We start from the raw sequence: 25,187 nt of genomic DNA, 5'->3' as shown, positions 1-25,187 counted from the left end.
GCGCGAGGGCGCCCCTTGACGGACGCGCCCTCGCGCGAACCACCCGGAAGTCAGCAGGAAATTCCGACCGCGATACGCGGTACGACCCGCGCGCCCACGGCGCGCCGGAGGAATCGGAGCATTCGTGAAACGAAGTGCACGTGCGAGGACCCTCGCACTCGTGGTCGCGCTGGCGGCGTCACTGCCGACGGCCGCGATCGCATCCAGCTCGTCTCGGACGTCGGCCGACTCGCTGGTGTCCCAGGGCAGGCCCGCGACGGCCTCCTCCATCGAGGCCGCGGGCCTGGAGGCGGGCCTGGCGGTGGACGGGAACACCTCCAGCCGGTGGGCGTCGGCGGAGGGCAGTGACCCGCAGTGGATCCAGGTCGACCTGGGGGGTTCGTACACGATCTCCCGGGTGCGGCTGGACTGGGAGGCGGCCTACGGTTCGGCCTACCGGATCGAGGTCTCTCCCAACGGCAGTGACTGGACCAGCGTGTATTCCACCACTTCGGGCGACGGCACGATCGACGACCTGACGGTGTCGGGGACCGGCCGCTACGTGCGGGTGTACGGCACCGCGCGGGGCACCGCCTGGGGCTACTCGCTGCACGAGTTCGAGGTCTACGGCTCCCCGGCCGGGGGCGGGGGCGACACCGTCGCCCCCAGCGTGCCCGGCGGCCTGCGTTCGACGGGGACGACGGCGAACAGTGTGTCGCTGGCCTGGAACGCGGCGACCGACAACGTCGGGGTGAGCGGTTACGAGGTCTACCGGGGTGGCACGCTGGTGGCGACGGTGGCCGGTACGAGTCACACCGACACGGGTCTGACGGCGTTGACCTCCTATACCTACACCGTCCGTGCCCGCGACGCGGCGGGTAACCGCTCGGCGGCCGGCGCGGCCGTCACCGCCCAGACCGGAAGCGGCGGCGGAGGCTCGACGGTGGACGTCGCCACCTCCGCGCAGCTGGTCGCCGCGCTGGCCGGCGCCCAGCCGGGGCAGACGATCCGCCTGGCGGCCGGCGAATATCGCGGCGCCTTCGCCACCCAGCGCGCCGGTACGGCGTCCGCGCCGATCACGCTGACCGGGCCGGCCGGCGCCGTCCTGGTCAACGACGGCCCGTCGGGAACGGCCCCCTCATGCCCCGCTCCCGGCAACGGGTGGGACTCCGGCTACGGCCTGTGGCTGTACGGCGCGCCCTACTGGAAGCTGACCGGCTTCACCGTCAAGGACTCCAAGAAGGGGATCGTCCTGGACAACTCCCACCACGTGACCATCGACCAGGTCTACGTCCACCACACCGACGACGAGGCCGTGCACTTCCGTAGGTCCTCCTACGACGGCGTCATCCAGAACTCCCGCATCGACAACACCGGCCTGGTGCAGGCCGGATACGGGGAGGCCGTCTACATCGGCTCGGCGAACTCCAACTGGTCCTGCCACGGGAACTCCGGCGGGGTCGACCGCAGCGACCGGGTCAAGGTGCTCAACAACGTCATCGGCCCCAACGTCGCCGCCGAGCACGTCGACATCAAGGAGGGCACCTTCGACGGCGTCATCCGGGGCAACACCTTCAACGGCAGAGGGATATCGGGACAGAACTCGGCCGACTCCTGGATCGACGCGAAGGGCATCGGCTATCTGATCGAGGGCAACACCGGCACCTTCTCCTCTCCCGGTACCTTCGTCAACGGCTATGAGACCCACAACCCGTCGACCACCCCGTCGTTCGCCAACGGCTGCGGCAACGTGTGGCGGGCGAACCGCTCCGACCTGGGCGGCGTGGGCGCCTACGCCATCAGGATCACCTCCACCTCCAAGTGCAGCGGCAATCCCAACGTCGTGTACTCCTCCAACACCGTCACCAACGCCCGCTCCGGGCTGACCAACATTCCGGTCACCCCCTGATCCACCCGGTCCGCCCGCGCGGGCCGAAGGCCGCCTCCGATCGTCGGAGGCGGCCTTTCCCGATCCCGAGGCCAGATCGGTCATTCAACGCTTTTCGCCGCATATACATAACGGCGTCGGTCGTCTTCACTTCTCATCCGTCAGGTCCGACGCTTTACGTGGACGAGGACCGTCGAGCCGCTGGCAAAGATCCATAGAGCGGCACCCGGGGGCACGTCCGGGAAAAGGAGTCGGTGACGGATTCGGGATGTCCGGATGCCAGACCTCGGTCATAGTCGAAAAGTCGCCTACATCGGCCTTTAAGGCCATATGATCATCCCGATCGCCCCGAGATCGCGAGGAAGGACCCCTGTGACCGACAAGCGGGATGAGCGGAACAGCGGCATCGACACGACACGACCGAGCATCGCCAGGGCCTACGACGTCGTCCTCAACGGCAAGGACAACTTCGAGGTCGACCGCGCCTTCGTCGCCGAGATCGTGAAGGTCGTCCCCGAGATCTACGACGTGGCGACCTACAACCGGGAGATCCTCGGCCGGGGGGTGCGGTTCCTGGCGGAACAGGGCGTCACCCAGTTCATCGACCTCGGCTCGGGGCTGCCGACGGTGGAGAACACCCACCAGGTCGCGCAGGGCGCGAATCCGGAGTCGCGGGTCGTCTACGTCGACAACGACCCGATGGTGCTGGCCCACGGGCGGGCACTGCTGGCCGAGAACGACCGTACGGCCGTCGTCCCCTCCGACCTGCGCGACCCGGCGGCGATTCTCGCCGACCCGGCCGTCAAGCGGCTCATCGACCTGGACCGGCCGGTGGGCGTGATGCTGGTCGGTGTCCTGCACCACCTGCACGACGACGACGACCCCCGAGGGATCGTCGAGGCCTACATGGCGGCGGTCCCCTCGGGCAGCTACCTCTTCATCACCCACTTCTGCGCCTCCACCCAGGAGTCGCGCGACGCGGAGCAGAAGTATCTCGCGCTGCTCGGTACCGGCCGGTTCCGGACGCCGGAGGAGATCACCGCTTTCTTCGACGGCTTCGAACTGCTCGAACCGGGCCTCGTCCCGCTGCCCCTGTGGCGGCCAGAAGGATCCGTCCCGAGAAGGCTGACCGTGGGCCAGCAGCTCATGTACGGCGGGATCGCCTACAAGCGCTGACATTCGAAGGGGAGGGCCTGCGCAGGCCCTCCCCGTTCCTCCATCTTAAAAATCTACGTTGTAAAGGGACTGGGCTGTCACCCGCAGGGAGAAGGCCCGGTCAGCCCGGACGACCTCGCCGACACGGTCCGCGACGGTGTGAGCACCTTCCTGTGCGCCTTCGCGGCCTCCGCCAGGCGCCGTCCCCCTCGCCGTCCTCGCGAGGCCCGTCACGGGCAGGTCTTCTGGAAGGTCTGGCCCGGTACGTACCGTTGCCATTCCACCGGTGTGAGGGAGCGCCCCGCGACCGCGCAGATCGACGAGAGCGGGTCCAACGGCATGTCCACCTTCCACTGCCGGACGCTCCCGTCGTCGCCGGTGGTGGCCAGGGCGTGTCCGTGGGGGTTGAAGGCCAGGGCGGTGACGGATCCGGTGTGTCCGGTGAGGGGGGCGCCGATGGGTCGGCGGGTGGCGACGTCCCACAGGCGGGCGGTGCCGTCGTCTCCGGCGGTGGCCAGTATCCGGCCGTCGGGGCTGAACGCGGCCGAGGTGACGGGGCCGGTGTGTCCGGTGAGGGGCGGGCCGATGGGTCGGCGGGTGATGACGTCCCACAATCGGGTGGTGCCGTCGTCTCCGGTGGTCGCCAGCGTCCGGCCGTCCGGGGCGAACGCCAGGGCGGTGACGGATCCGGTGTGTCCGGTGAGGGGGGCGCCGATGGGTCGGCGGGTGATGACGTCCCACAGGCGGGCGGTGCCGTCGTCTCCGGCGGTGGCCAGTATCCGGCCGTCGGGGCTGAACGCGGCCGAGGTGACGGGGCCGGTGTGTCCGGTGAGGGGCGGGCCGATGGGTCGGCGGGTGATGACGTCCCACAATCGGGTGGTGCCGTCGTCTCCGGTGGTCGCCAGCGTCCGGCCGTCCGGGGCGAACGCCACTCCTTCGGCGATACCGACGTAACCGGCGAAGGAGATGCCGGCCGGAGCGCGGCCGACGGTGTTCCACAGCCGGACGGTGCCGTCGCCGCTGACGGTGGCCAGCCCTCCGCCGTCCGGGGTGAACGCCAGCGCGGTCACGGGGCCGTTGTGACCGGTCAGCGGTCGCCCGGCCGGGCGGTGGGCGGCCGCCTCCCACAGCCGGATGGTGCCGTCGCCACCGGCACTGGCCAGCAGCCCGCCGTCCGGGCTGAACGCCAGCGCGGTCACGGTGGCGGTGTGCCCGGTCAGCGGCGGTCCGACCGGGCGGCGGACGACGATGTCCCACAGGCGGGCGGTGCCGTCGCCGCCCGCGGTGGCCAGGGTGGTGCCGTCCGGGCTGAACGCCAGCGCGGTCACGGTGGCGGTGTGCCCGGTCAGCGGCGGTCCGACCGGGCGGCGGGTGCCGGCGTCCCACAGGCGGGCGGTGCCGTCGCCGCCCGCGGTGGCCAGGGTGGTGCCGTCCGGGCTGAACGCCACCGCGATGAGCGCCCCGGGATGGCCGGTGATGGGCGGCCCGGCCGGGCGGCGGGTGCCGGCGTCCCAGAGCCGGGCGGTGCCGTCACCGCCCACGGTGGCCAGCCTTCTGCCGTCGGGACTGAACGCCACCGCGTTGATCCGCTCGCCGTGCCCGGTGAGGGGGTCGCCGATCGGGCGGCGGGTGGCTAGGTTCCACAGGCGGGCGGTGCCGTCGCCGCCCGCGGTGGCCAGCGTCCTGCCGTCGGGACTGAAGGCCAGCGCGTTGGTCCAGTCGCCGTGCCCGGTGGGGGAGAGGCCCGCCGGGCGGCGGGTGGCGACGTCCCACAGCCGGATGGCGTCGTTGACCCCGGCGGTGGCCAGCGTCCTGCCGTCGGGGCTGAACGCCACCGTCGTGAGAAGACCGGGACGGCCGGTCCGGGAGGTGAGGGGGGCGCCGATCGGGCGGCGGGTGGCGAGGTCCCACAGGCGGGCGGTGCCGTCACCGCCCGCGGTGGCCAGCGTCTTACCGTCGGGGCTGAACGCCAGCGCGGTGATCCAGCCGTCGTGGCCGGTGAGGGGCGCGCCGATCGGGCGGCGGGTGGCCACGTCCCACAGGCGGGCGCTCCTGTCCTGGCCTGCGGTGGCCAGTGTCCTGCCGTCGGGGCTGAACGCCACCGCGGTGACGGAGGCGGTGTGACCGTTCAGGACGCCCTTCACGGAGGTGGCCAGGGCCGTGACCATGCCGTAGCGGGCCTCGTCGGTGGGCAGGAAACGCCACGCGGCGGCGGCCAGCAGGCCCGACAGGACCGGGTCGGTGTCCGCGAGCCCCTCGCTGTGTATCGTCACCAGGCGCGACAGGGCCTCCTTCTCCCGCGCGTCGGCCCGGCCCGCCGCCTCGACGGCGGTCAGGGCCGCGGCCGAGGCGATGACCGTCAGGACGGCCAGCGCGGCGACGGCGACGCGCGCCAGCCTTCTCCGTCGCGAGGCGGCGTGCTCGGCGCGCGAGGCCGCCCGGTTGGAGGCGGTGAGGAAGGCGCGTTCCGGTACGGTGAGGTCCTCCTGCCGGGTGAGCAGCGCACCGGCGGTGGCCAGGCGCGTCCCCCGGTAGAGGGCGCCGGGGTCGCGGCCCAGCTCCTCCCAGGTCCTGGCCGCCTCGGTGAGGTCGCGCTGCAGGCGCAGCCGCTCGCGCTCGCCGTCTATCCACTCGCGCAGTCGTGGCCAGGAGGCGATGAGCGCCTCGTGCGCGATCTCGACGGTGTCCTCGTACAGGGTGATCATCCGGGCCTGGGCCAACTGCTCCAGCACCAGCGCGGTGTCGGCCGACCCGCCCGGGTCGAGCTCGGCGCGGACGGCCGGGCGCCGGGTGTGCCGGCCCTCCCCGTCCGGGTTGACCAGCCGCAGCAGGACACGTCTGGCGTGTACGGCCTGGGCGGGCGACAGCCGGGTGTAGACCTTCTCGGCGGTGTGCGCGATCGCGCCGCTGACACCACCGGCGGCCTCGTACCCTGCCAGGGTCAGGGCCCGGCCCCGGCGCCGGCGCCAGGTCTCCAGCAGGGCGTGCGACATCAGCGGCAGGCCGCCGGGCTCGTCGGCGACCTCCTCGACGATCCTCGCGCTCAGCTCCCGTTCCACGATCAGGCCCGCGCCCGTCGCCGGCTTGACGATCGCCTCCCGCAGCTCCTGCCGGCTCATCGGCCCGATCAGCAAGGTGGCGTCCCGCAGGGCCAGGGTGAGCTCGCGGTGCTCGGCGCATCGCCCGTAGAAGTCGGCCCGCACCGCGACGACCACCCGGAACCGGCTCCCCGGACGGCGGGAGGCGAGCAGCAGGTCGATGAACCCGGCACGTTCGTCCTGGTCACCGCAGAGCGTGTAGAGCTCCTCGAACTGGTCGACCACCACCAGGGTCCGGGGTCCGTCCCCACCGGTCCCGGAATCGGTCTCGCCCGTCTCGGGGTCGGCCCCGTCCGCCTCGGAACCGTTCCCGCAGGCGAGGAGGCGGTCGCGGTGGGTCGTCAGGGGGCGGTCGCCCGGGGTGAGCACCTGGATCCCGGTGTTCCCCCCGCCGGACGGCAGCCGGAGGGCCGGCACCAGGCCGGCTCGCAGGAGGGAGGACTTGCCGCTGCCCGAGGGGCCGAACAGCCCGGTGAACCGGTGGCGGCCCACCAGCTCCAGGAGCTCGGCCACCAGGCGATCCCGCCCGAAGAAACGGTCGCCGTCCCGCGCCTGGTAGGAGGCCAGTCCCAGATACGGCGCGTCGGTCACGTCGTCGGAGACGGCCTCGGCGACGACCTCCCCGGCGGTTTTTCTCCAGCGCGCCTCCCACTCCGCGGGATCGGCGCCACACGCCCGCACATAGGCGAGAACGACCGGCAGTGACGCCAGACGTTCACCGGCGGCGGCCTGCGACAACGTCGTGACCGAGTAGTCCACCCGCCGGGCCATTTCGCGATAGGTGACGGGACCCGCCTCCTGCCGCAGCTTTCGCAGCTCGTAGGCGAAACGCTGGACGGGCCCGGCCGCGGGATCCACCGGCACCTCACGACGGCTCACTCCCGATGTTCTCCTTCGCTCGGCCCGACCGTCACAGAAAGACGACCCGCGTGCGGTGAACGCCGGCGTGGCGTGAGAACCGCGCCACCCCGACCGGCACCGGCCACCTCCTCGACCCGCATGCCCGCGCGTTCGGCTCCCACACCGGAAAGTGTGGCTCACCCGCCGCGACTCCGGCCCGCACATTCACGATTCCGACTCCCCGGCCCACGGCCTGGCAGGTGCGCGCATCCGGCGATGGTTTTTGTTTGGGCCGGTGAAACGGGGTGCCAAACAATCCGTCCGCCTCTACACAGGGACACAGGTATCCGCACGACACAGTCTCGTCGCGGAGCACAGGGGTCCCATGAGAAGGCTGCGAGAAAACAGGGGGTTTTCTTTATGACGCGCCTCGACGAATCTCCCGCGGGTGAACGCTTCGGTGGCCGGGGGGCCGTCGCGGGGCCGGTGGTCCACGCGGGGGCACCCGGCTTCGGAGGGCACTGTTTCTGGGCCGAGATGCACCTGGTCGACCTGGGCGCGGTGCGGTTGACGTGGGTGCGCCACGCCTCGTTCGAGGCGCGGCACGCCCGGCGCCGGGTCCGTCGGCCGGGGCCGGGCCTGTACCAGCTGTCGCTGCCCCTCGCTGAATCCCCCGAGCCCTGGAGGCAGGCCCGGGGCGCGGGGCTCGCACCGACGGATCTGGTCCTGTACGACACCTCTCTCCCCTTCGACGCCTGGATGGTGGCCGACGATCCGGCGCGCACGCGGAACGGGTGTCCAGGGGAACCGGCGGACGGCCTGATCCTGCAGTTTCCCCAGGAGATCCTGCCCCTCGCCGCCACCGAGGTCGCACGGCTCCCGGCGGTGCGGCTGCCGGGGCAGGACGGCGTCGGCGCGCTGCTGTCCGGGATCCTCCACCAGCTGATCAAGCAGCGTGACCCGTTGTCGTCCGCCGAGGCCGTCCAGGTCTCCATGGTCGTCCTCGACCTGGTGGCGGCCCTGCTGTCCCAGCGGCTCGCCGCGGGGCGGGCCGGGGAGCTGGACGCCTCCCGGGCGGTCCTGACCGTGCGCGTCCAGGCGTTCATCGAGCGGAATCTGGGCGACGTGGCCCTGTCGCCCTCGCGGATCGCCGCCGCCCACGCCATCTCCACCCGGTATCTGCAGAAGCTGTTCGAGGAGCAGGGACTCAGCGTGGCGAACTGGATCCGGCGGCGCCGGCTCGAACGCTGCCGCCGGGACCTGGCCGATCCCGCGCAGGACGGCCTGCCGGTCCGCGTGATCGCCACTCGCTGGGGTTTCACCAGCGAGTCGCACTTCAACCGGATCTTTCGTGCCGCGTACGGCGCCCCGCCCGCGACCTACCGGCACACCCTGCGGAAATCGCCGGACATGATGGCCGGACGCTGACCGGCCCGCCCGGCGGGAGGGTTCTCCCGGCGTCACGAACCGGCAGGTCGTCGCGCACGGGAGATCACCGCGCGGGCGGGGAGTGCCGTCGCCGCCCGATGGAGATCGAAGATCTCGGTAAGGGCCGTCTTTCACCGCATTTCTTTGTCTTTGCGGACTGGTGCTGATAACAGATCGGTAAGACCGTACTGTCATCGGCCGCATACAGTGGGTGATTTTGCCAGGGTGGGGAGGCAGACGCGACACGGGAGGCGAGATGCACGGTGAGCACGATCGGACTCACGGCCACGGCCTCAGGGCGAGACCGCGGGGACGCATGCCGTACAGCGACCCGCCGCTCCGGCAGCCCCCGTCGCCCGCCGAGCCGCCGCACGCCACCGGACTTCCGGGCCCTCCGGAGCCGGCCGAACCTCCACGATCCGTACGGCCTCCGGAGCCGGCCGAAGTCCCGCGGCCCTTACGGCCTCCGGAGTCCCGGACGCCGGCGGGGCAGGCGCTTCCCGTGGAGTGGCCGGGTCGGCGCGAGGGGGAGGGGGCGAGGGTGCCGCGCGGGCCCGCGCGGCACCGGAAGGACGACGACGCCGACGACGCCGACGACGCCGACAACGCTGTCACGTGTTCACCGGTCCATCGCTCCCGGACATACCTCGACAGCAGGCCGTTCTCCATGCCCCCGCCTCCCAGCCCGTGGCGGCGGCCGTGGTCGCGGCTCTCGCGCGACCAGCTCCTGAGGCCCGCGCTGATCGCCGGGTTCCTCGCCGCCGCGGGAGTCGGCGTCTGGTCGTCCGGCTGGTCCCCGTGGGAGGGGGTGCCCACCGCGGGCACGTCGCCCGCGCCTCCGGGGGAACGCCGCTTCGAGGGGCACGACGTAGTGATCACACCCTCGCGGGGCCCGGTGGCGGCCGGGGTGGACGCGAAGGCTCCGGCGGGGAAGCGGAGGGCTCCCGAGGGCCGGAGGGGATCGGATGCGGAGGGGGCCGGCGGGGAGAGGAGAATCCCGGGCCGTGACCCGGTGCGGGTGCTTCCGGCGGAACGCGCCCTTTCCGCCGCCGCCGGAAACACCCGGGACGAGTGGGTCGAGCGGGTGGAACGGGCCAAGTCTGTCAAGAGGCCGGTCAAGCCGGTCGATCGGGCCCGCCGGCACCGCGAGGGCGGCGGCTCCGCACGGGCCGCCGCCGGGTCGGGAGGGACGGGAGCCGCCACGCCGGAGAGCGGCACCAGGCGGGGGACCGGAGGCGCCGGACAGGAGAGCGGGCGGACAAGCAGGAGCGCCGGGCAGGAGAGCGGGCGGGGGAATGGAAGCACCGGGAGGGGGGCGGGAAACACCGGCGGGGACGCCGGGACGGCGGGACGGTCGCGTTCCGGTTCCGGGGCGCAGGAGGGCAGGTCAAAGCCCCGGGCGGGCAGGACGGGCGCACCGGTCACCAGGTCGCCGTCGCCCTCGGCCTCCAGGAGCAGGCCGCCGGCCACCGGAGGCGGCGGGAGCGCCGGCATCAGCGCCGCCTACGCCTGCCGTCACCTGCCCTCGGGGGACTGGCGCCACGCCTACTGCGTGCGGGTCTGGAACGACTACAAGGACAGGAACGGCCTGCCCTAGCCGTACCGGCCCGAGAGGCCGGGTACGCGGGCGGTCGGGCGGCACCTGACCGTGCGACCGCCCGCGGACCGCGTGTCAGTAGTTCCCGGCGCGGCGCATGGCACGGGGGCGGCCGTCGGGGTCGCAGAGGAACCGGTAGAACGGGGTGGCCCAGGCGGTGGTCCACGGGGACATCCGTGACACCTCGTACGTGCGTAGCCGTCCGGGCGGGCGGGGGCCCCGGCGGCCCCCGGCGTACCAGCGTTCGAGCTCCGCCGCCGAGGAGGCGAAGGCGTCGAAGAAGGAGGCGGGGTCGAGCAGGTCCGCGTCGGAGCCTCCGTGCCGGTCGAGGTGTTCGCGGGCGAGGGTGAGCCGCAGGTCCCTGGGCAGGCGGCGGGCGCCGTCGCCGAGCCCTCCGGGGTCGAGGGGTTCGCGGCCGTCGGGGGTCTCGTCGAGCACCGCGCAGGTCAGCTCGGAGTCGTAGGTCCAGGAGCGCCGGTTGAAGTTGTCGGAGCCGATGGTCGACCACACGTCGTCGATGACGCAGACCTTGGCGTGGACGTACACCGGGGTGCCCTCCCGGTTCTCGACCCCGTAGACCGCGACCCGGTCGCCGCCCGCGCGCTTCAGCACGTCCAGCGCCTGGTTGCGGCCCAGGATCTGCGGGACACCGCTGATCAGGCCGTCCTGGTCGGGGTGGAGCGGCAGGACACTGATCATCCTCAGTTCGGGGTTGGCCTTCAGCGCCTCGGCGAAGGACTCGGCGACCTGGGGGGACCACAGGTACTGGTCCTCGATGTAGATCAGGCTGCGGGCGCGGCGAAGGGCCTTGAGGTAGCCGCGGGCGACGCTGCGCTCTCCGCGCGGGGCGAAGGAGTAGCGGGTCCTGCGGTGGGCGTAGGTCCGCAGGAGCTGTACGGCGTGCGGGCCGCAGGCGGGCGGGTCGGGCGGCTGCGGGGGCAGTGGATCCGGCCGGGTGTCCTCGCGCCGGACCAGGTCGGCGACGCGGTGCACGGGGTTGCGGGTCAGCGGCTGGGGGTCCTCCCAGCGCTCCCTGAAGACGGTCTCGACGTCGCCGACGGCCGGTCCCTGGATGGCGGCCTGCACGTCGTGCCAGGGCGGGCGGCTGCCGTACACCTTGGCCATGGGCGCGGCCTGCGCGTCGCCCTCGTGGGAGGAGTCGTCGCGGCGGCTCCAGCACAGGTCGATGCCGCCGACGAACGCGATGTCGCGCCGGGGGTCGTCGCGGTGGCGCAGAACCACGAGCTTCTGGTGGTGCGAGCCGGCGAGGGGGACGCGCATGTCGCGCAGGCACTCGCCGCCCGCCGCCTCGATGATGTCGCCGAGGTGGCGGTTCTCCTCCGCGCTGAAGAAGAGTTTGTCCCAGTGCGAGCGCCACAGGAGGCCTTTGACCACGACGCCGCGCCGAGCGGCCTCGGCGAACACGTCGGCGACCTCCGTGCCGGGGCCGTCCAGCCTCTCCCCGGGGTCTCCGCGCCAGTCGGTGAACATCAGCAGGTCCCCGGAGCGCAGCTCGCGGACGCGGGCGAGCAGCTCGGTGAAGTAGGGCGCGCCGTGGGGTATGGGTCGCACGGCGTTGCCGTGCGACCAGGCGGTCCCGCCGTCGTGCCGGGTGTCGATCCGGGACGCCGGGTTGCCGCGCTCCTCGCGGTCAAGAAACCAGTTGTCTTCGAGCACCATGCCCGATCTACCCGATTTTTGCATGTTTTCACCCTGAGGGTAGGACGATCACCGGTCCGGCTCCCGTCCCCTGGCTCCCGGGCGCGGGACGGTGGCACTCCCGGCGCTCCCGTATCAGGGGACTGACCTGGGAAGCTCTGACAGGGGGTTTACACGAAGTTGCTTGCGTGTTAAAAATCTGTAACTCGTACATCGAGTCGCGAAAAAAGCAGACTGTTAGTTCTCGCAAGCACCGCTGGTTCTCACAGCTCTGTTCCCGGAGACGGCACCCTCCGGGACTGCGCGCATCATCGCACCACCGCACGAACAAACCCGGTATCACCGGCAGCGCGTAACAGCGTTGCCGGCGGCATAAGCGCGGCGGCGCGCGCCTTGCCTGACTGACCCCCCCAAGTCAGGAAAGGACCCTCAATGTCCCCACGCCCTCGGCCGTGGGCCAGGCTGCTGACCGCAGCCCTGCTCATCACCACCGGCGCCGCGGCCACCGGCCCGGCGGCCCACGCGGCCCCCGGATCGACGGCCTCCGCGGCCTCCGGGTCGGCCACCGGCGCGGCGGCCCGCGCGATGGCCGACATCCCGGCCTCCGACTACCAGCAGGTCTCCCTCGCCACCGGCCCGAGCGAGCTCGGCGAGGCCATGTCGCTGACGGTGCTGCCCGACAGGTCGATCCTGCACACGGCGCGCGACGGCACGATCCGCCGTACGACCGCCGCCGGAGCCACCGCGACCGCCGGCAAGCTCGACGTCTACACGCACGACGAGGAGGGGCTGCAGGGCATCGCCATCGACCCTGCCTTCGCCACCAACCGCTACGTGTACCTGTACTACTCGCCGAAGCTGAACACCCCCGGCGGTGACGCGCCCACCAGCGGCAGCGCGGCGACCTTCGAGCAGTGGAAGGGACACCTGAACCTATCCAGGTTCACCCTCAAGGCCGACAACACCCTGGACCTGGCCAGCGAGAAGGTCGTCCTGCAGGTGCCCAACGACCGTGGCCAGTGCTGCCACGTGGGCGGTGACATCGACTTCGACGCGGCAGGGAACCTGTACCTGACCACGGGCGACGACACCAACCCGTTCGAGTCGAGCTCGTACACCCCCATCGACGAGCGCACCGACCGCAACCCGCAGTTCGACGCGCAGCGCTCCTCGGGCAACACCAACGACCTGCGCGGCAAGGTGCTCCGCATCAAGCCGCAGGCCGACGGGACCTACACGATCCCCAGCGGCAACATGTTCGCCCCGGGCACGGCCAGGACCCGTCCCGAGATCTACGCGATGGGCTTCCGCAACCCGTTCCGCATGAGCGTCGACAAGGCCACCGGCATCGTCTACCTGGGCGACTACGGGCCGGACGCCGGCGGCGCCAACGCCACCCGCGGCCCCGGCGGCCAGGTGGAGTTCAACCGCATCACGGCCCCCGGCAACTACGGCTGGCCGTACTGCACCGGCACCAACACCACGGCCGAGACCTACAACGAGTACACCTTCCCGTCCGGACCGTCCCAGGCCAAGTACAACTGCGCCGGCGGCCCGACGAACAACTCGTTCCGCAACACGGGCCTGCCCACCCTGCCCGCGGCCAAGCCGAGCTGGATCCGCTACGGCGGCGAGGCCGGTTCCCCGCCGGAGTTCGGCGGCGGCTCCGAGTCGCCGATGGGCGGCCCGGTCTACCGCTACGACGCGGCCCTGAACTCGGCCATCAAGTTCCCCGCCTCGCTCAACGGCCGCTTCTTCGCCGCCGAGTACGGCCGCCGCTGGATCAAGGCCATCGAGGTCACCGCCTCCGGCGCGCCCGGCGTGATCGAGGCCTTCCCGTGGACCGGCACCCAGGTCATGGACCTGACCTTCGGCCCCGACGGCGCCCTGTACGTGCTCGACTACGGCACCGGCTCCGGCAACCAGACGCTGTTCCGCGTCGAGTACATCGGGGGCAGCAACCGCAACCCGATCGCCAAGGCCGCCGCGAACAGGACCTCCGGGGCCGCCCCGCTGGCCGTCACCTTCTCCTCGGCCGGCAGCTCCGACCCCGAGGGCGGCGCGCTGACCTACTCGTGGAACTTCGGCAACGGAGCCACCTCCACCGCGGCCAACCCCACCTACACCTACACGGCCAACGGCACCTACACCGCGACGCTGACCGTGCGGGACTCGGGCGGGCTGACCGGCACGGCCAACGTGACCATCACGGTCGGTAACACCGCGCCCACGGTGAACCTCGCCCAGCCCGTCAACGGGCAGCTGTTCTCCTTCGGCGACACGGTGCCCTTCCAGGTCAACGTGAGCGACCCCGAGGACGGGACCATCGACTGCACCAAGGTCAAGGTCACCTACCTGCTGGGCCACGACAGCCACGCACACGAGATCACCAGCAAGAACGGCTGCTCGGGAACCATCGCGGTCCCGACCGACGGTGAGCACGACAGCGCCGCGAACATCTACGGCGTCTTCGTCGCCAGCTACACCGACAAGGGCGGCCTGACCACCGAGAACACCCGCACCCTGCAGCCTCGCCACCGTCAGGCCGAGCACTTCGGCGCCCAGTCCGGCATCCAGATCGCCGAGCACGGCCCCGCCGAGGGCGCCAAGACCGCCGGGTTCATCGACAACGGCGACTGGATCTCCTTCACGCCGTACGCGCTCGGCAACGCGACCTCCATCACCGCCCGCGTCGCCTCCGGCGGTGTCGGCGGAACGCTCGAGGTGAGGGCCGGGTCGGCCACCGGCACGCTGCTCGGTACGGCCACCGTGCCGGTCACCGGCGGCTGGGAGAACTTCCAGAACGTCTCGGCCAACCTGAGCAACGCGCCCTCGGGCACCACCACGCTGTTCCTCGTCTTCAAGGGGGTCACGGGTCAGGGCAACCTCTACGACCTGGACGCCTTCACCCTGAACACCGGCGGCAGCGGCGGCACCAGCACGACGGTCGAGGGGGAGGCCTACACCTCCAACTTCGGCGTGCAGCCGGCCGGCCACGCCGGGGCGAGCGGCGGCACCACCATGGGCTACATCGACAACGGTGACTGGGCCGGCTACACCACGCTGACCGCGCCGGGAGCGAAGACCTTCACCGCGCGCGTCTCCTCGGGCGGTCCCGGCGGCACCATCCAGGTCCGCGCGGGCTCACAGACCGGGACGGTGCTCGGCTCGGTGGCCGTGCCGAACACCGGTAGCTGGGACACCTTCCAGAACGTCACCACCAACCTCACCGGGACGGGTTCAGGATCGATCTTCCTGACCTTCACCGGTGGTGCCGGCGCCCTGTTGGACGTCGACACCCTCACCATCACCAAGTAGTGACGAATCCCCGGTGCGGCGGGAGACCGCCGCACCGGGGATCTTCCCGCACACGAAAGGACAGCGATGCGTAGTCTCATCGCACGCGGGCTGGCGACAGCCGCGGCGGCCACCATGGCGGCCGCGACCGTGCTCGTCCCGGCCGCGGCCCACGCCGCCGCCCCGTACGAGGTGCTGGTTTTCTCCAAGACGGCCGGATTCCGGCACGACTCCATCCCGACCGGCATCCAGGCCATCCGGGACCTGGGCACCGCCAACGGCTTCACCGTCACCGCGACCGAGGACGCGAACGCGTTCAACGCGTCCAACCTGGCCACGTACGAGGCCGTGGTCTTCCTCAGCACCACCGGTGACGTCCTCAACGCCACCCAGCAGACCGCCTTCCAGAACTACGTCAACGGCGGCGGCGGTTACCTCGGCGTCCACGCGGCGGCCGACACCGAGTACGACTGGGCCTACTACGGCCAGCTCGTCGGCGCCTGGTTCAGCGGCCACCCCGCGATCCAGCAGGCCACCGTGAAGACCGAGGACAACACGCACCCGGCCACCTCGCACCTCGGCGCCACCTGGAGCCGCAGCGACGAGTGGTACAACTACCGCACCAACCCCCGTTCCACCGCGCGCGTCCTGCAGTCTCTCGACGAGGGCACCTACAGCGGCGGCACCATGAACGGTGACCACCCCATCACCTGGTGCCACCCGCAGGGTTCTGGCCGCTCCTTCTACACGGGCCTGGGCCACACCATCCAGTCCTATGCGGAACCGGCCTTCCGCAGCCTGCTCCTCGGCGGCATCAAGTACGCGGCGGGACAGGTCGCGGCCGACTGCAGCCCGAGGACCGGCGGTGGCGGTTCCACCACGGTCGAGGGGGAGGCCTACACCTCCAACTTCGGCGTGCAGCCGGCCGGCCACGGCACGGCCAGCGGCGGCAGGACGGTGGGCTACATCGACAACGGCGACTGGGCCGGGTACGCGTCGGTGAACGCCTCCGGGGCGAAGACCTTCAGCGCCCGCGTCTCCTCGGCGGGTGCCGGCGGCACCATCCGGGTCCGCGCCGGTTCGCAGACCGGGACGGTGCTCGGCACGGTGACCGTGCCGAACACCGGTAGCTGGGACACCTTCAGGACCATCTCCACCAACCTCACCGGGACGGGCTCCGGGCCGGTGTTCCTGACCTTCAGCGGCGGCTCCGGCTCGCTGTTCGACGTGGACACCTTCACCATCACCAGGTAGTTCCCGGCGGTCGGCGAGTGCCTCTCACGATCGTGATCAACCTGATCGGTTGCCCGCGGAAGTGGTCGTACTCGCCGACCGCCCCCGGCGGGACGCCGGAGCCGCGCTCCTCGCGGCGCGCGGTCTCCGGCACCGCCTCCCGCCCGCGGGAGTGATCTCGACGAGGGCGCGCCGCCGGTCGCGCTCGTCGGTCGCGCGCTCCACGTATCCGGCCCGGTGCAGCCCCTCGACCGTCCGGCTCATCGTCTGGTCGGTCACCCGGCACAGCGTCGCGAGCTCGCGCTGCGCCAGCCGGCCCTCGACGACGTGGTGCAGGGCGATCAGGCCCGCGTGCGTGAGGCCGTGCGCCGTGAGGAAGTCGTGGAAGCGGCCCTCGACCATGCGGGCGGCCACCGACAGCAGCCGGCCCGTGGGCCAGGAACGGATGTCCGCGCGCATCGCCTGCGGATCCGGAGCGACTCGGTGCTCATCTCCCTCGGCCACTCGCCCATTGTCCCAGACGCGAAGGCCGCGGAACTCCTGGACATGACACCGCGCCCGCCCCTCCGGGCGGACGCGGCGGGCATGGGGCCGTCTAGGCGACGACGCCGGTCCAGAAGGACTCGGCCTTCCGGTAGACCTGGCACAATTCGGTGTCGAAGTACGGTGAGACGCCGGTGTCGTACCGGCCGTCGCCGTCGGTGTCGGAAACGCTGATCGTGACGCCGTTGAGATAGCCGACGCGGCTGTCGCTCGTGTAGCCGGTCAGCCACGAGGAACCGAGGGAGCCCTCACCGGTGAACGGGGAGTCCACGCCGACGGGCCGGTCCGTGGGGAGGCCGGTGACCTCCATCGCGGACGTCGGTCCGGTCGACCGTTCGAGGGTCTCGCCCGTGTAGGGCCGGTCGCCGTCGGGGTGGGGACCGGCGGGGTAGCCGAAGACGTCGGCCGCGGGCGTGAGCGGCTGGTTGAACGTGATCCCCTGAGCGCCGACGTTCTCGGCCAGCATCCCGACATTGGTCAGCACGTCCGGAGAAGGGGAGGCGACACCGCGGTACACGTTGACGAAGGCGAGGTCGCGGTCGTAGTCCCGGATGTCGTCGAAGTCCTGGTGCACGAAGCTCGCCTTCCCGACGTACAGGCCGTACGGGGCCGTGCCCTCGGAGTAGGCGGGGACGAAGACCCACTTGTCGAGCGGACCGGCCGGGGCCTCGGTGTCCAGCAGGCAGTGACCCGCCGTCGCGACGATGTTCCGGTACTTCGAGTACACGGACGTGCCGGTGCACCAGTGCGGCTGGAGGTCGCCGCCGATGAAGAACACCTTGCCCAAGGTCGTGGGCATCGCCCCTTCCGGCGAGGCCGGTCCCTCCAGGGGTGGGAGGGAGAACTGGGGACCGGCCGGGACGATGTCCGTGGACAGGCGTTCCCCGCCGGCCGCCGTCCGCACGGCGTACGGTGTGGCGTTCCTCAGGTTGGCGGCCCCGTCGGCGAACCAGAACCTCGCGACCTCCTGAGCCTCCGGCGCGGTGGGGGCCAGCCGGACCATCACCACGTTCGCGGCCTGTGCCGGTGCGACGACGACGGTGGAACCCAACACGCTCAGACCGACACCCAACACGATCAGTGCACGTCTCAAGCTTGATCTCCCATCCAGGCATGGGCGTCTTCGCGCCCTGTTCGGTGTGGAGAGCCGACCGGTCGACCCGGCCGGCGAACAGCAAGATCGTAACCTCGGGCAAGGCCCTGTTTCCATGAGTTTTAGATCACATGTTCGATACGGGAGGCGAGGGTCTGGCCGCCGCCGGGCTGCCCGAGCGCCAGCCGCACCCTTCTCCTGGGGATCGTGGCCAGCGCGGTTCTCACCGGGCTGGTGTGGCTGCTGGGCCAGCGGCTGCAGGGCGTCCGGCTGCTGCCCGACCAGGGCGCCTCCTGGTACTACTGGAAGCTGCCGGAACCCACCGCCTGGACTCGTGCCTCCGCGTGGCTCGGCTACGCGGCCCACCAGCTCGCAGCCTGGGGGTCGCGTCGGCGGCGGGTGACGGCGGCGACGGTGAAGCCGACGGTGGTGGCGATGGTGACGCGGCCCCGGCGTCGGCGGGGCTCCGGCCCGCCGTACCGAGATCGTGAGACTTTTCTAGACTTATGACCGATGTTTGGCGTCTTGTTACCGCGCTCGGTATTCTTGATCCCAAGGCCGAGAGGCGCTGCGACGGACCCAGGTCCGCCACGCTCGGTCTGGATCTTTCGGTAAGGGCGCCTCCCACGACGGGAGGTGGACCGATGAACGGATCCTTGAGGCACGACGACGAGCACGCGCCCGGTGGTGCGCGTCCCGCGGACGGCACGCCGGGGGCCGGCGACCGCGCGGAGGCCCTGCGGGAGCTGCTGGGCCAGCGGATCCTGGTGCTCGACGGAGCCTGGGGCACGATGCTGCAGGGAGCCTCGCTCACCCCGGCCGACTACCGTGGCGACCGGTTCCTCGATCACCCGCGCGACGTGACCGGCGACCCCGACCTGCTGAACCTGACGCGCCCCGACGTCATCCTGGACATCCACCGGCAGTACCTCGCGGCCGGCGCGGACATCACCACCACCAACACCTTCACCGCCACGAGCATCGGCCAGGCCGACTACGGGCTGGAGTCGCTGGTGCGGGAGATGAACCTGCGGGCCGCCCAGCTGGCCCGCCAGGCCGCGGACGAGGCGGGCGGGCGGTTCGTGGCCGGTTCGATCGGCCCGCTGAACGTCACGCTGTCGCTGTCCCCGCGCGTCGAGGACCCCGCCTACCGGGCGGTCTCGTTCGACGAGGTCCGTGCCACGTACGCCGAGCAGATCAGCGCGCTGGCCGAGGGCGGGGTCGACCTGCTGCTGATCGAGACGATCTTCGACACGCTCAACGCGAAGGCCGCGATCGCCGCCGCCCGCGACGTCGCCCCGCACCTGCCCCTGTGGATCTCGGTGACGATCGTCGACCTGAGCGGGCGCACGCTGTCGGGACAGACCGTCGAGGCGTTCTGGAGCGCGATCCGGCACGCCGAACCGCTCGTGGTCGGCGTGAACTGCGCGCTGGGCGCCGAGGAGGCGCGCCCGCACGTCGCCGAACTGGCGCGCCTCGCCGGCACCTACACGGCCAGCCACCCCAACGCGGGCCTGCCCAACGCGTTCGGCGGCTACGACCAGACCCCGGAGGAGACGGCGGCGCTGCTCGGCGAGTTCGCCACCTCGGGGATGGTCAACATCGTCGGCGGGTGCTGCGGGACCTCGCCGCAGCACATCGAGCGGATCGCGGCCGCCGTGTCCGGCCTCCCGCCGCGCAAGGTCGCGGAACCGCCGGCCCGTACCCGGTTCAGCGGCCTTGAGCCCTTCGAGATCGGCCCGGACACCGGGTTCGTCATGATCGGCGAGCGGACCAACGTCACCGGCTCGGCGCGCTTCCGGCGCCTGATCGAGGGCGGCGATCACCAGGCGGCCGTCGACGTCGCGCTGGAGCAGGTACGCGGCGGGGCCAACCTGCTCGACGTCAACATGGACGCCGACCTGCTCGACAGCGTGCAGGCCATGACCACCTTCCTGAACCTGATCGCGACCGAGCCGGAGGTCGCCCGCATCCCGGTCATGATCGACAGCTCGCGGTGGAGCGTGCTGGAGGCCGGGCTCAAGTGCGTGCAGGGCAAGGGCGTCGTCAACTCGATCAGCCTCAAGGAGGGCGAGGAGGCGTTCCTTGAGCAGGCCCGGATCATCCGCGACTACGGCGCGGGCGTGGTGGTGATGGCCTTCGACGAGAAGGGGCAGGCCGACACCGCCGAGCGCAAGGTGTCGATCTGCGCCCGCGCGTACGACCTGCTGACCCAGCGGGCCGGGTTCGCCCCCGAGGACATCGTGTTCGACCCCAACGTGCTCGCGGTCGCCACCGGCATCAGCGAGCACAACGGGTACGCCAAGGCGTTCATCGAGGCGCTGCCGTTGATCAAGGAGCGCTGCCCGGGGGCGCTGACCAGCGGCGGCATCTCCAACCTGTCGTTCTCCTTCCGAGGCAACGACGTCGTGCGCGAGGCGATGCACTCGGCGTTCCTGCTGCACGCGGTGCGCGCCGGGCTGGACATGGGCATCGTCAACGCGGGGCAGCTCGCGGTCTACCAGGACATCCCCGCCGACCTGCTCGAACTCGTCGAGGACGTGATCTTCGATCGGCGAGACGACGCCACCGACCGGCTCGTCACCTTCGCCGAGACCGTGAGCGGCTCCGGCACGCGCCGCGTCGTGGACCTGGCCTGGCGGGACGCCCCGGTGGAGGAGCGCCTGTCGTACGCCCTCGTGCACGGCATCGTCGACTTCATCGAGGCCGACACCGAGGAGGCCCGCCAGAGCAGGAAACGCCCCCTTGAGGTGATCGAGGGGCCGCTCATGGACGGGATGAAGATCGTGGGCGACCTGTTCGGGGCGGGGAAGATGTTCCTGCCGCAGGTGGTCAAGAGCGCGCGGGTGATGAAGCGCTCGGTCGCCTACCTCGAGCCCTACATGGAGGCGGAGAAGGAGCAGGCGCGGCTGGAGGGACGCCTCGACACCGGCCGCGGCCAGGGCAAGGTGGTGCTCGCCACCGTCAAGGGCGACGTGCACGACATCGGCAAGAACATCGTGGGCGTCGTCCTCGGCTGCAACAACTACGAGGTCATCGACCTCGGGGTGATGGTCCCGGCCTCGGTCATCCTGGACACCGCGCTCGCCGAGGGAGCCGACGTCATCGGGCTCTCCGGGCTGATCACCCCGTCGCTGGACGAGATGGTCACCGTCGCCGCGGAGATGCAGCGCCGCGGGTTGAAGCTGCCCCTGCTGGTCGGCGGCGCCACAACCTCGCGCCAGCACACCGCGGTCCGCATCGCCCCCGCCTACGAAAACCCCACGGTCCACGTGCTCGACGCCTCCCGCGTCGTCGGCGTCGTCTCCGACCTGCTGGACGGCGGCCGGGCCCAGATACTGGAGGCGAGCAACCGCGCCGACCAGGAGCGCCTGCGCGAGCAGTACGCGAACAAGCAGCGCACCCCCCTGCTGACCGTCGAGAAGGCCCGCGCGAACCCCGAGCGGGTCTCCTTCGAGGACCTGCCCGTCCCCGATTTCACCGGCGTCCGCGTCGTGGAGCCGGACCTGGGCACCCTCCGCGCGATGATCGACTGGCAGTTCCTCTTCCTGGCCTGGGAGCTGAAGGGCAAGTACCCGGCCATCCTGGACCAGCCGGTGGCCCGCGAGCTCTTCGACGACGCCAACACCATGCTCGACCAGATCATCGCCGAGGGGAGCTTCCAGGCCAAGGGCGCCTACGGCTACTGGCCCGCCCACTCCGAGGGCGACGACATCGTGATCGACGGTCCCGGCGAGGGTCTTCGGCTGCCGATGCTGCGCCAGCAGACGGCCAAGCCCGAGGGTCGGCCCAACCGGAGCCTGGCGGACTACGTGGCTCCGGCCGGAGACCACCTGGGCGGGTTCGCCGTGGCCGTGCACGGCGCCGAGGAGCTCTCGGCCTTCTACGAGGCGCAGAACGACGACTATCGGTCGATCATGGTGAAGGCCCTCGCCGACCGCCTGGCCGAGGCGTTCGCCGAGCACATCCACCTACAGGCGCGGCGGGGCTGGTACGAGCCGGACGCCGATCCCCTCATCGAGGACCTGCACGCGGAGCGCTTCCGCGGCATCCGTCCCGCGCTCGGCTATCCCGCGAGCCCCGACCACAGCCAGAAGCGGGAGCTGTTCGACCTGCTGGACGCCGACCGGCTCGGCATGGGCCTGACCGAGTCCTTCGCGATGACCCCGGCCGCCAGTGTGAGCGGGCTGCTCTTCGCCCACGAGTCGTCGCGCTACTTCACTGTGGGACGTATCGGCAGGGACCAGGTCGAGGACTACGCCCAGCGCCGGGGCCTCGACCTTGCCGAGGTCGAGCGCTGGCTGCGCCCCAACCTCGCCTACGAACCGAGCTGATCCTTGACGGTACGGGGGCTGTCTCCCGCTGGTGGCCCGACCGGCGGGAGGCTGAACGGGAATGCGCCTCATCCCGATGACCCGCGGCGGAAGTCGGGGAGGGGCGAGAGGATCAGACGGCTGCTCGAGCGGGTGGGGCGGGAACCGTGCGGTGGACCTCGTCGAGGATCAGGGTGAAGTGTCGTTCTCGTGGGTTTCGGCGCTCAGCAGTCGTCTCTTCCTGGCATCGGTCCAGAACCTCCAGCCGACAGGCCTGGCGAGGACGACGTCGGCGATCGAGCGCGGGTGCGTCTCGGTGATGGAGCGGGGCTCCCACATCATCAGCCAGTGGTTGGCGATCATGTTGACGCACATGTGCGCGCTGTTCGCCGGTGTTCTCGGAGGTGAAGAACGCGCCCCGGCAGGCCCGGCACACCGGGTCCTCCGTGGCCATCCGCATCAGGTCGGTGTGCGGCGTGTTCCCGGCGACGTTCGTACGCCCACTCACCGTCACCGGAGTTGAACAGCCCACTCGTATGTCGCCCTATGATCTTTTTTTGATATTGCTCTATCGCCGGAAGAGTCCTCATGACCCACCCCCTCAGTCGGCGGTCCGCCCTGCTGAGCGCCGCGACAGTGGCCGGTCTCGCCCTGTGGGAGAGACCGGCCGAGGCGGTCGGCGCCGCCGTGTTCGACGCCGCGCGTGAGCGGTGGGTGAGCCTGCTGGCCGGTGGGGCATACAACTCCGCTCATACCGACAGGGCTTATACCGACAGGACGCGGGCGCTCGAGGGTTCGGCCAATGCGGTGCTGCGTAAGCTGAAGCCCGCTGCCGGTCGCCCGAGCCTGTGGCCCGACCTGCCGCTGTCGGACCCCCGGACGGGTAACTTCAACCGCTCCTACAACCGCATGCGCACACTGGCGCTGGCCTGGGCCACGCCGGGCACCGCCATGCATCGGGACAGCCAGGTCGCCGAGACCGCTGTCAGGGCGCTGGACTTCCTCTACGAGCACGCCTACCACGAAGGGCTCGACCGGCGGGGCAGCAACTGGTTCTGGTGGGAGATCGGCGTCCCCCGCGCGCTGACCGACACCTGCGCCCTGCTGTACGACGGCCTGCCCTCAGGCCGCCTCGAGCGCTGGTTGCGTCCCTTGCGCCGCTGGTGCCCCGACCCGGAGCGCCGTGTCAGTCACCCCGGCGTCGTCGAGACCGGCGCCAACCGTGCGGGCAAGGCCATGGCGGTGGCGATGCGCGGAGTGCTCACCCACGACGCACGCCTCGTCAGGCGGGCCAGGGACGCGGTCTCCGATCTGCTGCGGCCGACAAGGGGCCCAGGCGACGGCTTCTACCGTGACGGATCGTTCATCCAGCACGACGTGTACCCCTACACCGGCAGCTACGGCGTGGACTACCTGGAGAGCGTGGCCAAGCTGATCGCCATGCTCGCCGGGTCACCGTGGGAGATCACCGGCGTCGGTAACGTCTACGACCTCGTGGATCGCTCGTTCGTGCCGTTCGTCTTCGACGGGCTGATGATGGACTGCGTACGCGGCCGGCAGATCTCGGTGCAGGGCCACCGTGACCACCACTCGGGACACAAGGCCGTCGAGGCCGTCCTCACCTTGCTGGAAACGGCGCCCGAGCGCCATGCCCGGCGTTGGCGACCGCTGGTCAAAGGCTGGCTCACCCGCAACCAGGCCACCCCCTACGGCGCGTTCGCACCGCCGGCGAGCATCGCGAGGGCCACGGCCCTGCTGGCCGACCCATCGGTGCCGGTCGGCCCGCGCACGACGGGCACGTACGTCTTCGCCGACATGGACCGGGTCGTGCACCGCCGTCCCACCTGGGCGTACGCGATCGCGATGAGCTCAAAGCGCATCGGCGCGGCCGAAGCCATGAATCGGGAGAATCTGCACGGCTGGTACACCGGCGACGGCATGACCTACCTCTACACCGGCGACCTCACCCACTGGAACGACGACCTGTGGCCCACGATCGACCCGTACCGGCTGCCGGGCACGACGGTCGACACCCGCAGACGCGCCGATCTTCCGCACGACCACCGTCGCCTGCCCCCCACCCCGTGGGCGGGCGGCGTGGCACTCGACGGCGAGTACGGCGTGGCCGCCATGAGGCTGATCGCCGGTGGCTCCTCGCTGCGGGCCAAGAAGGCGTGGTTCCTGCTCGACGACGCGGTGATCGCCCTCGGCGCCGGCATCACCGCCTCCGACGGCCGCCGTGTCGAGACCATCCTGGAGAACCGCAACACCCACGACCGGCATCCGCCGCTGACCCGGGGCGACGGCTGGATCCACCTGTCCGGCGTGGCCGGCTACGCGCTGCTCGACGGCGCCGATGCGAAGGTGATCCGCAAGGAGCGCACCGGCCGCTGGCGCGACATCGACAAGGGCGCCACCACCGGTGGCGACACATCCCCTGTCACCAGGCACTACACGACGATCCTCATCGACCACGGCGTCGATCCCCGCAAGGCCCGCTACGCCTACGCCGTACTGCCTGATGCCTCCATCACGCAGATGGAGGCCTATGAGGGGCGGATCGAGATCCTCGCCAATTCCGCGGCGGTGCAGGCCATCTCGCGCGACGGTGTGATCGCCGCCGTCTTCTGGCGTGCGGGGACCGTCGAGACCGCGGATGGGCCGCTCGCCGTCGACGGCCCCTGCACGCTGCTGGTCCGCCGCGCCGGCAAGCGGGTACGGCTCGCGGTGTCCGACCCGTCCAGGACCATCGACGAGGTGAAGATCAGGTTGCCCTGGCCGGTGAAATCGGTCAGAGAAAGCGACCGCAGCGTGCGCAGGGCCAGGACCGCGCTCAAGGTGGAAGTGGGTGGCAGCCGCGGGTACGCCCACACCGCGGAGGTGCGCGTCTGACTCCTGCCCCCAGGGAAACCATTCGGAAATGAACCTTTCATCCGCTTTGCGAGGTTTGGCCAGCTCCGGGCCCGTCCCCCTTCGAGAGCCGGGAGCCACCATTGCCCCCCGATGCGGATTGGGCGACGGTGGGGACTCTCTGGCGTGAGGACCCCTCCCTCACTCGGCGCGC

13 protein-coding genes, 1 pseudogene and 1 riboswitch are annotated in these 25,187 nt (G+C 71.2%); of the genes and pseudogenes, 9 read left to right on the top strand and 5 right to left on the bottom strand.

The genetic code is table 11. The annotated features are described in order from the left end of the window. Positions 1–124 precede the first annotated feature (124 nt). The gene (locus OG587_RS34015) at positions 125–1,888 is read left to right on the top strand and encodes a discoidin domain-containing protein (RefSeq protein ID WP_329082621.1); all 1,764 of its coding nucleotides are present in this window, start codon (positions 125–127) and stop codon (positions 1,886–1,888) included. Between the two features lie 351 nt (positions 1,889–2,239). After that, positions 2,240–3,043, top strand: a complete 804-nt coding sequence (locus tag OG587_RS34010; RefSeq protein ID WP_329082619.1) for an SAM-dependent methyltransferase — start codon at positions 2,240–2,242, stop codon at positions 3,041–3,043. Positions 3,044–3,252: 209 nt separating this feature from the next. On the opposite strand, the gene OG587_RS34005 is transcribed toward OG587_RS34010, so the two are convergent. After that, positions 3,253–6,999, bottom strand: a complete 3,747-nt coding sequence (locus OG587_RS34005; protein ID WP_329082618.1) for an nSTAND1 domain-containing NTPase — start codon at positions 6,997–6,999, stop codon at positions 3,253–3,255. A gap of 381 nt (positions 7,000–7,380) precedes the next feature. On the opposite strand from OG587_RS34005, the gene OG587_RS34000 reads away from it, so the two are divergent. Together OG587_RS34000 and OG587_RS33995 are read left to right on the top strand one after the other, a co-directional pair. Then, positions 7,381–8,388, top strand: a complete 1,008-nt coding sequence (locus tag OG587_RS34000) for a helix-turn-helix domain-containing protein (protein ID WP_329082616.1) — start codon at positions 7,381–7,383, stop codon at positions 8,386–8,388. A 541-nt stretch (positions 8,389–8,929) separates the two neighbouring features. Next, positions 8,930–9,985 (top strand): hypothetical protein, encoded by a 1,056-nt coding sequence (locus tag OG587_RS33995; protein WP_329082614.1) that lies wholly within the window; start codon positions 8,930–8,932, stop codon positions 9,983–9,985. 75 nt (positions 9,986–10,060) lie between these two features. Here OG587_RS33995 and OG587_RS33990 read toward each other — a convergent pair whose 3' ends face one another. Further along, on the bottom strand, positions 10,061–11,689 hold the full coding sequence (locus tag OG587_RS33990; RefSeq protein ID WP_329082612.1) for a phospholipase D family protein: 1,629 nt from the start codon (positions 11,687–11,689) through the stop codon (positions 10,061–10,063). Positions 11,690–12,076: 387 nt separating this feature from the next. Between OG587_RS33990 and OG587_RS33985 the strand changes: the two genes are divergently transcribed. Continuing rightward, the gene (locus OG587_RS33985; RefSeq protein ID WP_329082610.1) at positions 12,077–14,962 is read left to right on the top strand and encodes a carbohydrate-binding protein; all 2,886 of its coding nucleotides are present in this window, start codon (positions 12,077–12,079) and stop codon (positions 14,960–14,962) included. 66 nt (positions 14,963–15,028) lie between these two features. Beyond that, the gene (locus OG587_RS33980; protein ID WP_329082608.1) at positions 15,029–16,195 is read left to right on the top strand and encodes a ThuA domain-containing protein; all 1,167 of its coding nucleotides are present in this window, start codon (positions 15,029–15,031) and stop codon (positions 16,193–16,195) included. Positions 16,196–16,231: 36 nt separating this feature from the next. Here the strand turns inward: OG587_RS33980 and OG587_RS33975 are convergent, their stop codons facing one another. Continuing rightward, positions 16,232–16,678, bottom strand: a complete 447-nt coding sequence (locus tag OG587_RS33975; protein ID WP_329082606.1) for a MarR family winged helix-turn-helix transcriptional regulator — start codon at positions 16,676–16,678, stop codon at positions 16,232–16,234. Positions 16,679–16,769: 91 nt separating this feature from the next. Next, positions 16,770–17,810, bottom strand: a complete 1,041-nt coding sequence (locus tag OG587_RS33970; RefSeq protein WP_329082604.1) for a trypsin-like serine peptidase — start codon at positions 17,808–17,810, stop codon at positions 16,770–16,772. 207 nt (positions 17,811–18,017) lie between these two features. On the opposite strand from OG587_RS33970, the gene OG587_RS33965 reads away from it, so the two are divergent. Together OG587_RS33965 and metH are read left to right on the top strand one after the other, a co-directional pair. Further along, a complete protein-coding gene (locus tag OG587_RS33965; RefSeq protein WP_329082602.1) occupies positions 18,018–18,320 on the top strand; it encodes a hypothetical protein in 303 nt (100 codons plus the stop codon). Between the two features lie 44 nt (positions 18,321–18,364). Next, a riboswitch (S-adenosyl-L-homocysteine riboswitch) is annotated at positions 18,365–18,440 on the top strand. A 14-nt stretch (positions 18,441–18,454) separates the two neighbouring features. Beyond that, on the top strand, positions 18,455–22,144 hold the full coding sequence (gene metH, locus OG587_RS33960; protein WP_329082600.1) for a methionine synthase: 3,690 nt from the start codon (positions 18,455–18,457) through the stop codon (positions 22,142–22,144). Between the two features lie 168 nt (positions 22,145–22,312). Here metH and OG587_RS33955 read toward each other — a convergent pair. Beyond that, a pseudogene (locus OG587_RS33955) lies at positions 22,313–22,507 on the bottom strand (DUF6082 family protein); the annotation flags it as partial. A gap of 204 nt (positions 22,508–22,711) precedes the next feature. On the opposite strand from OG587_RS33955, the gene OG587_RS33950 reads away from it, so the two are divergent. Next, positions 22,712–25,015, top strand: coding sequence for a polysaccharide lyase 8 family protein (locus tag OG587_RS33950; protein ID WP_329082599.1), 2,304 nt, complete (start codon positions 22,712–22,714; stop codon positions 25,013–25,015). Positions 25,016–25,187 lie beyond the last annotated feature (172 nt).

The organism is Streptosporangium sp. NBC_01469, assembly GCF_036227305.1.
GTDB lineage: Bacteria > Actinomycetota > Actinomycetes > Streptosporangiales > Streptosporangiaceae > Streptosporangium.
This window is presented reverse-complemented; position numbering and strand designations above follow the sequence as displayed.

Bases quoted from the DNA above. Each gene is read 5' to 3' on its own strand.
- OG587_RS34000 (WP_329082616.1), top strand. From the start codon at position 7,381: ATGACGCGCCTCGACGAATCTCCCGCGGGTGAACGCTTCGGTGGCCGG.
- OG587_RS33990 (WP_329082612.1), bottom strand. From the start codon at position 11,689: ATGCAAAAATCGGGTAGATCGGGCATGGTGCTCGAAGACAACTGGTTT.
- OG587_RS33985 (WP_329082610.1), top strand. From the start codon at position 12,077: ATGTCCCCACGCCCTCGGCCGTGGGCCAGGCTGCTGACCGCAGCCCTG.
- OG587_RS33980 (WP_329082608.1), top strand. From the start codon at position 15,029: ATGCGTAGTCTCATCGCACGCGGGCTGGCGACAGCCGCGGCGGCCACC.
- metH (WP_329082600.1), top strand. From the start codon at position 18,455: ATGAACGGATCCTTGAGGCACGACGACGAGCACGCGCCCGGTGGTGCG.
- OG587_RS33950 (WP_329082599.1), top strand. From the start codon at position 22,712: ATGACCCACCCCCTCAGTCGGCGGTCCGCCCTGCTGAGCGCCGCGACA.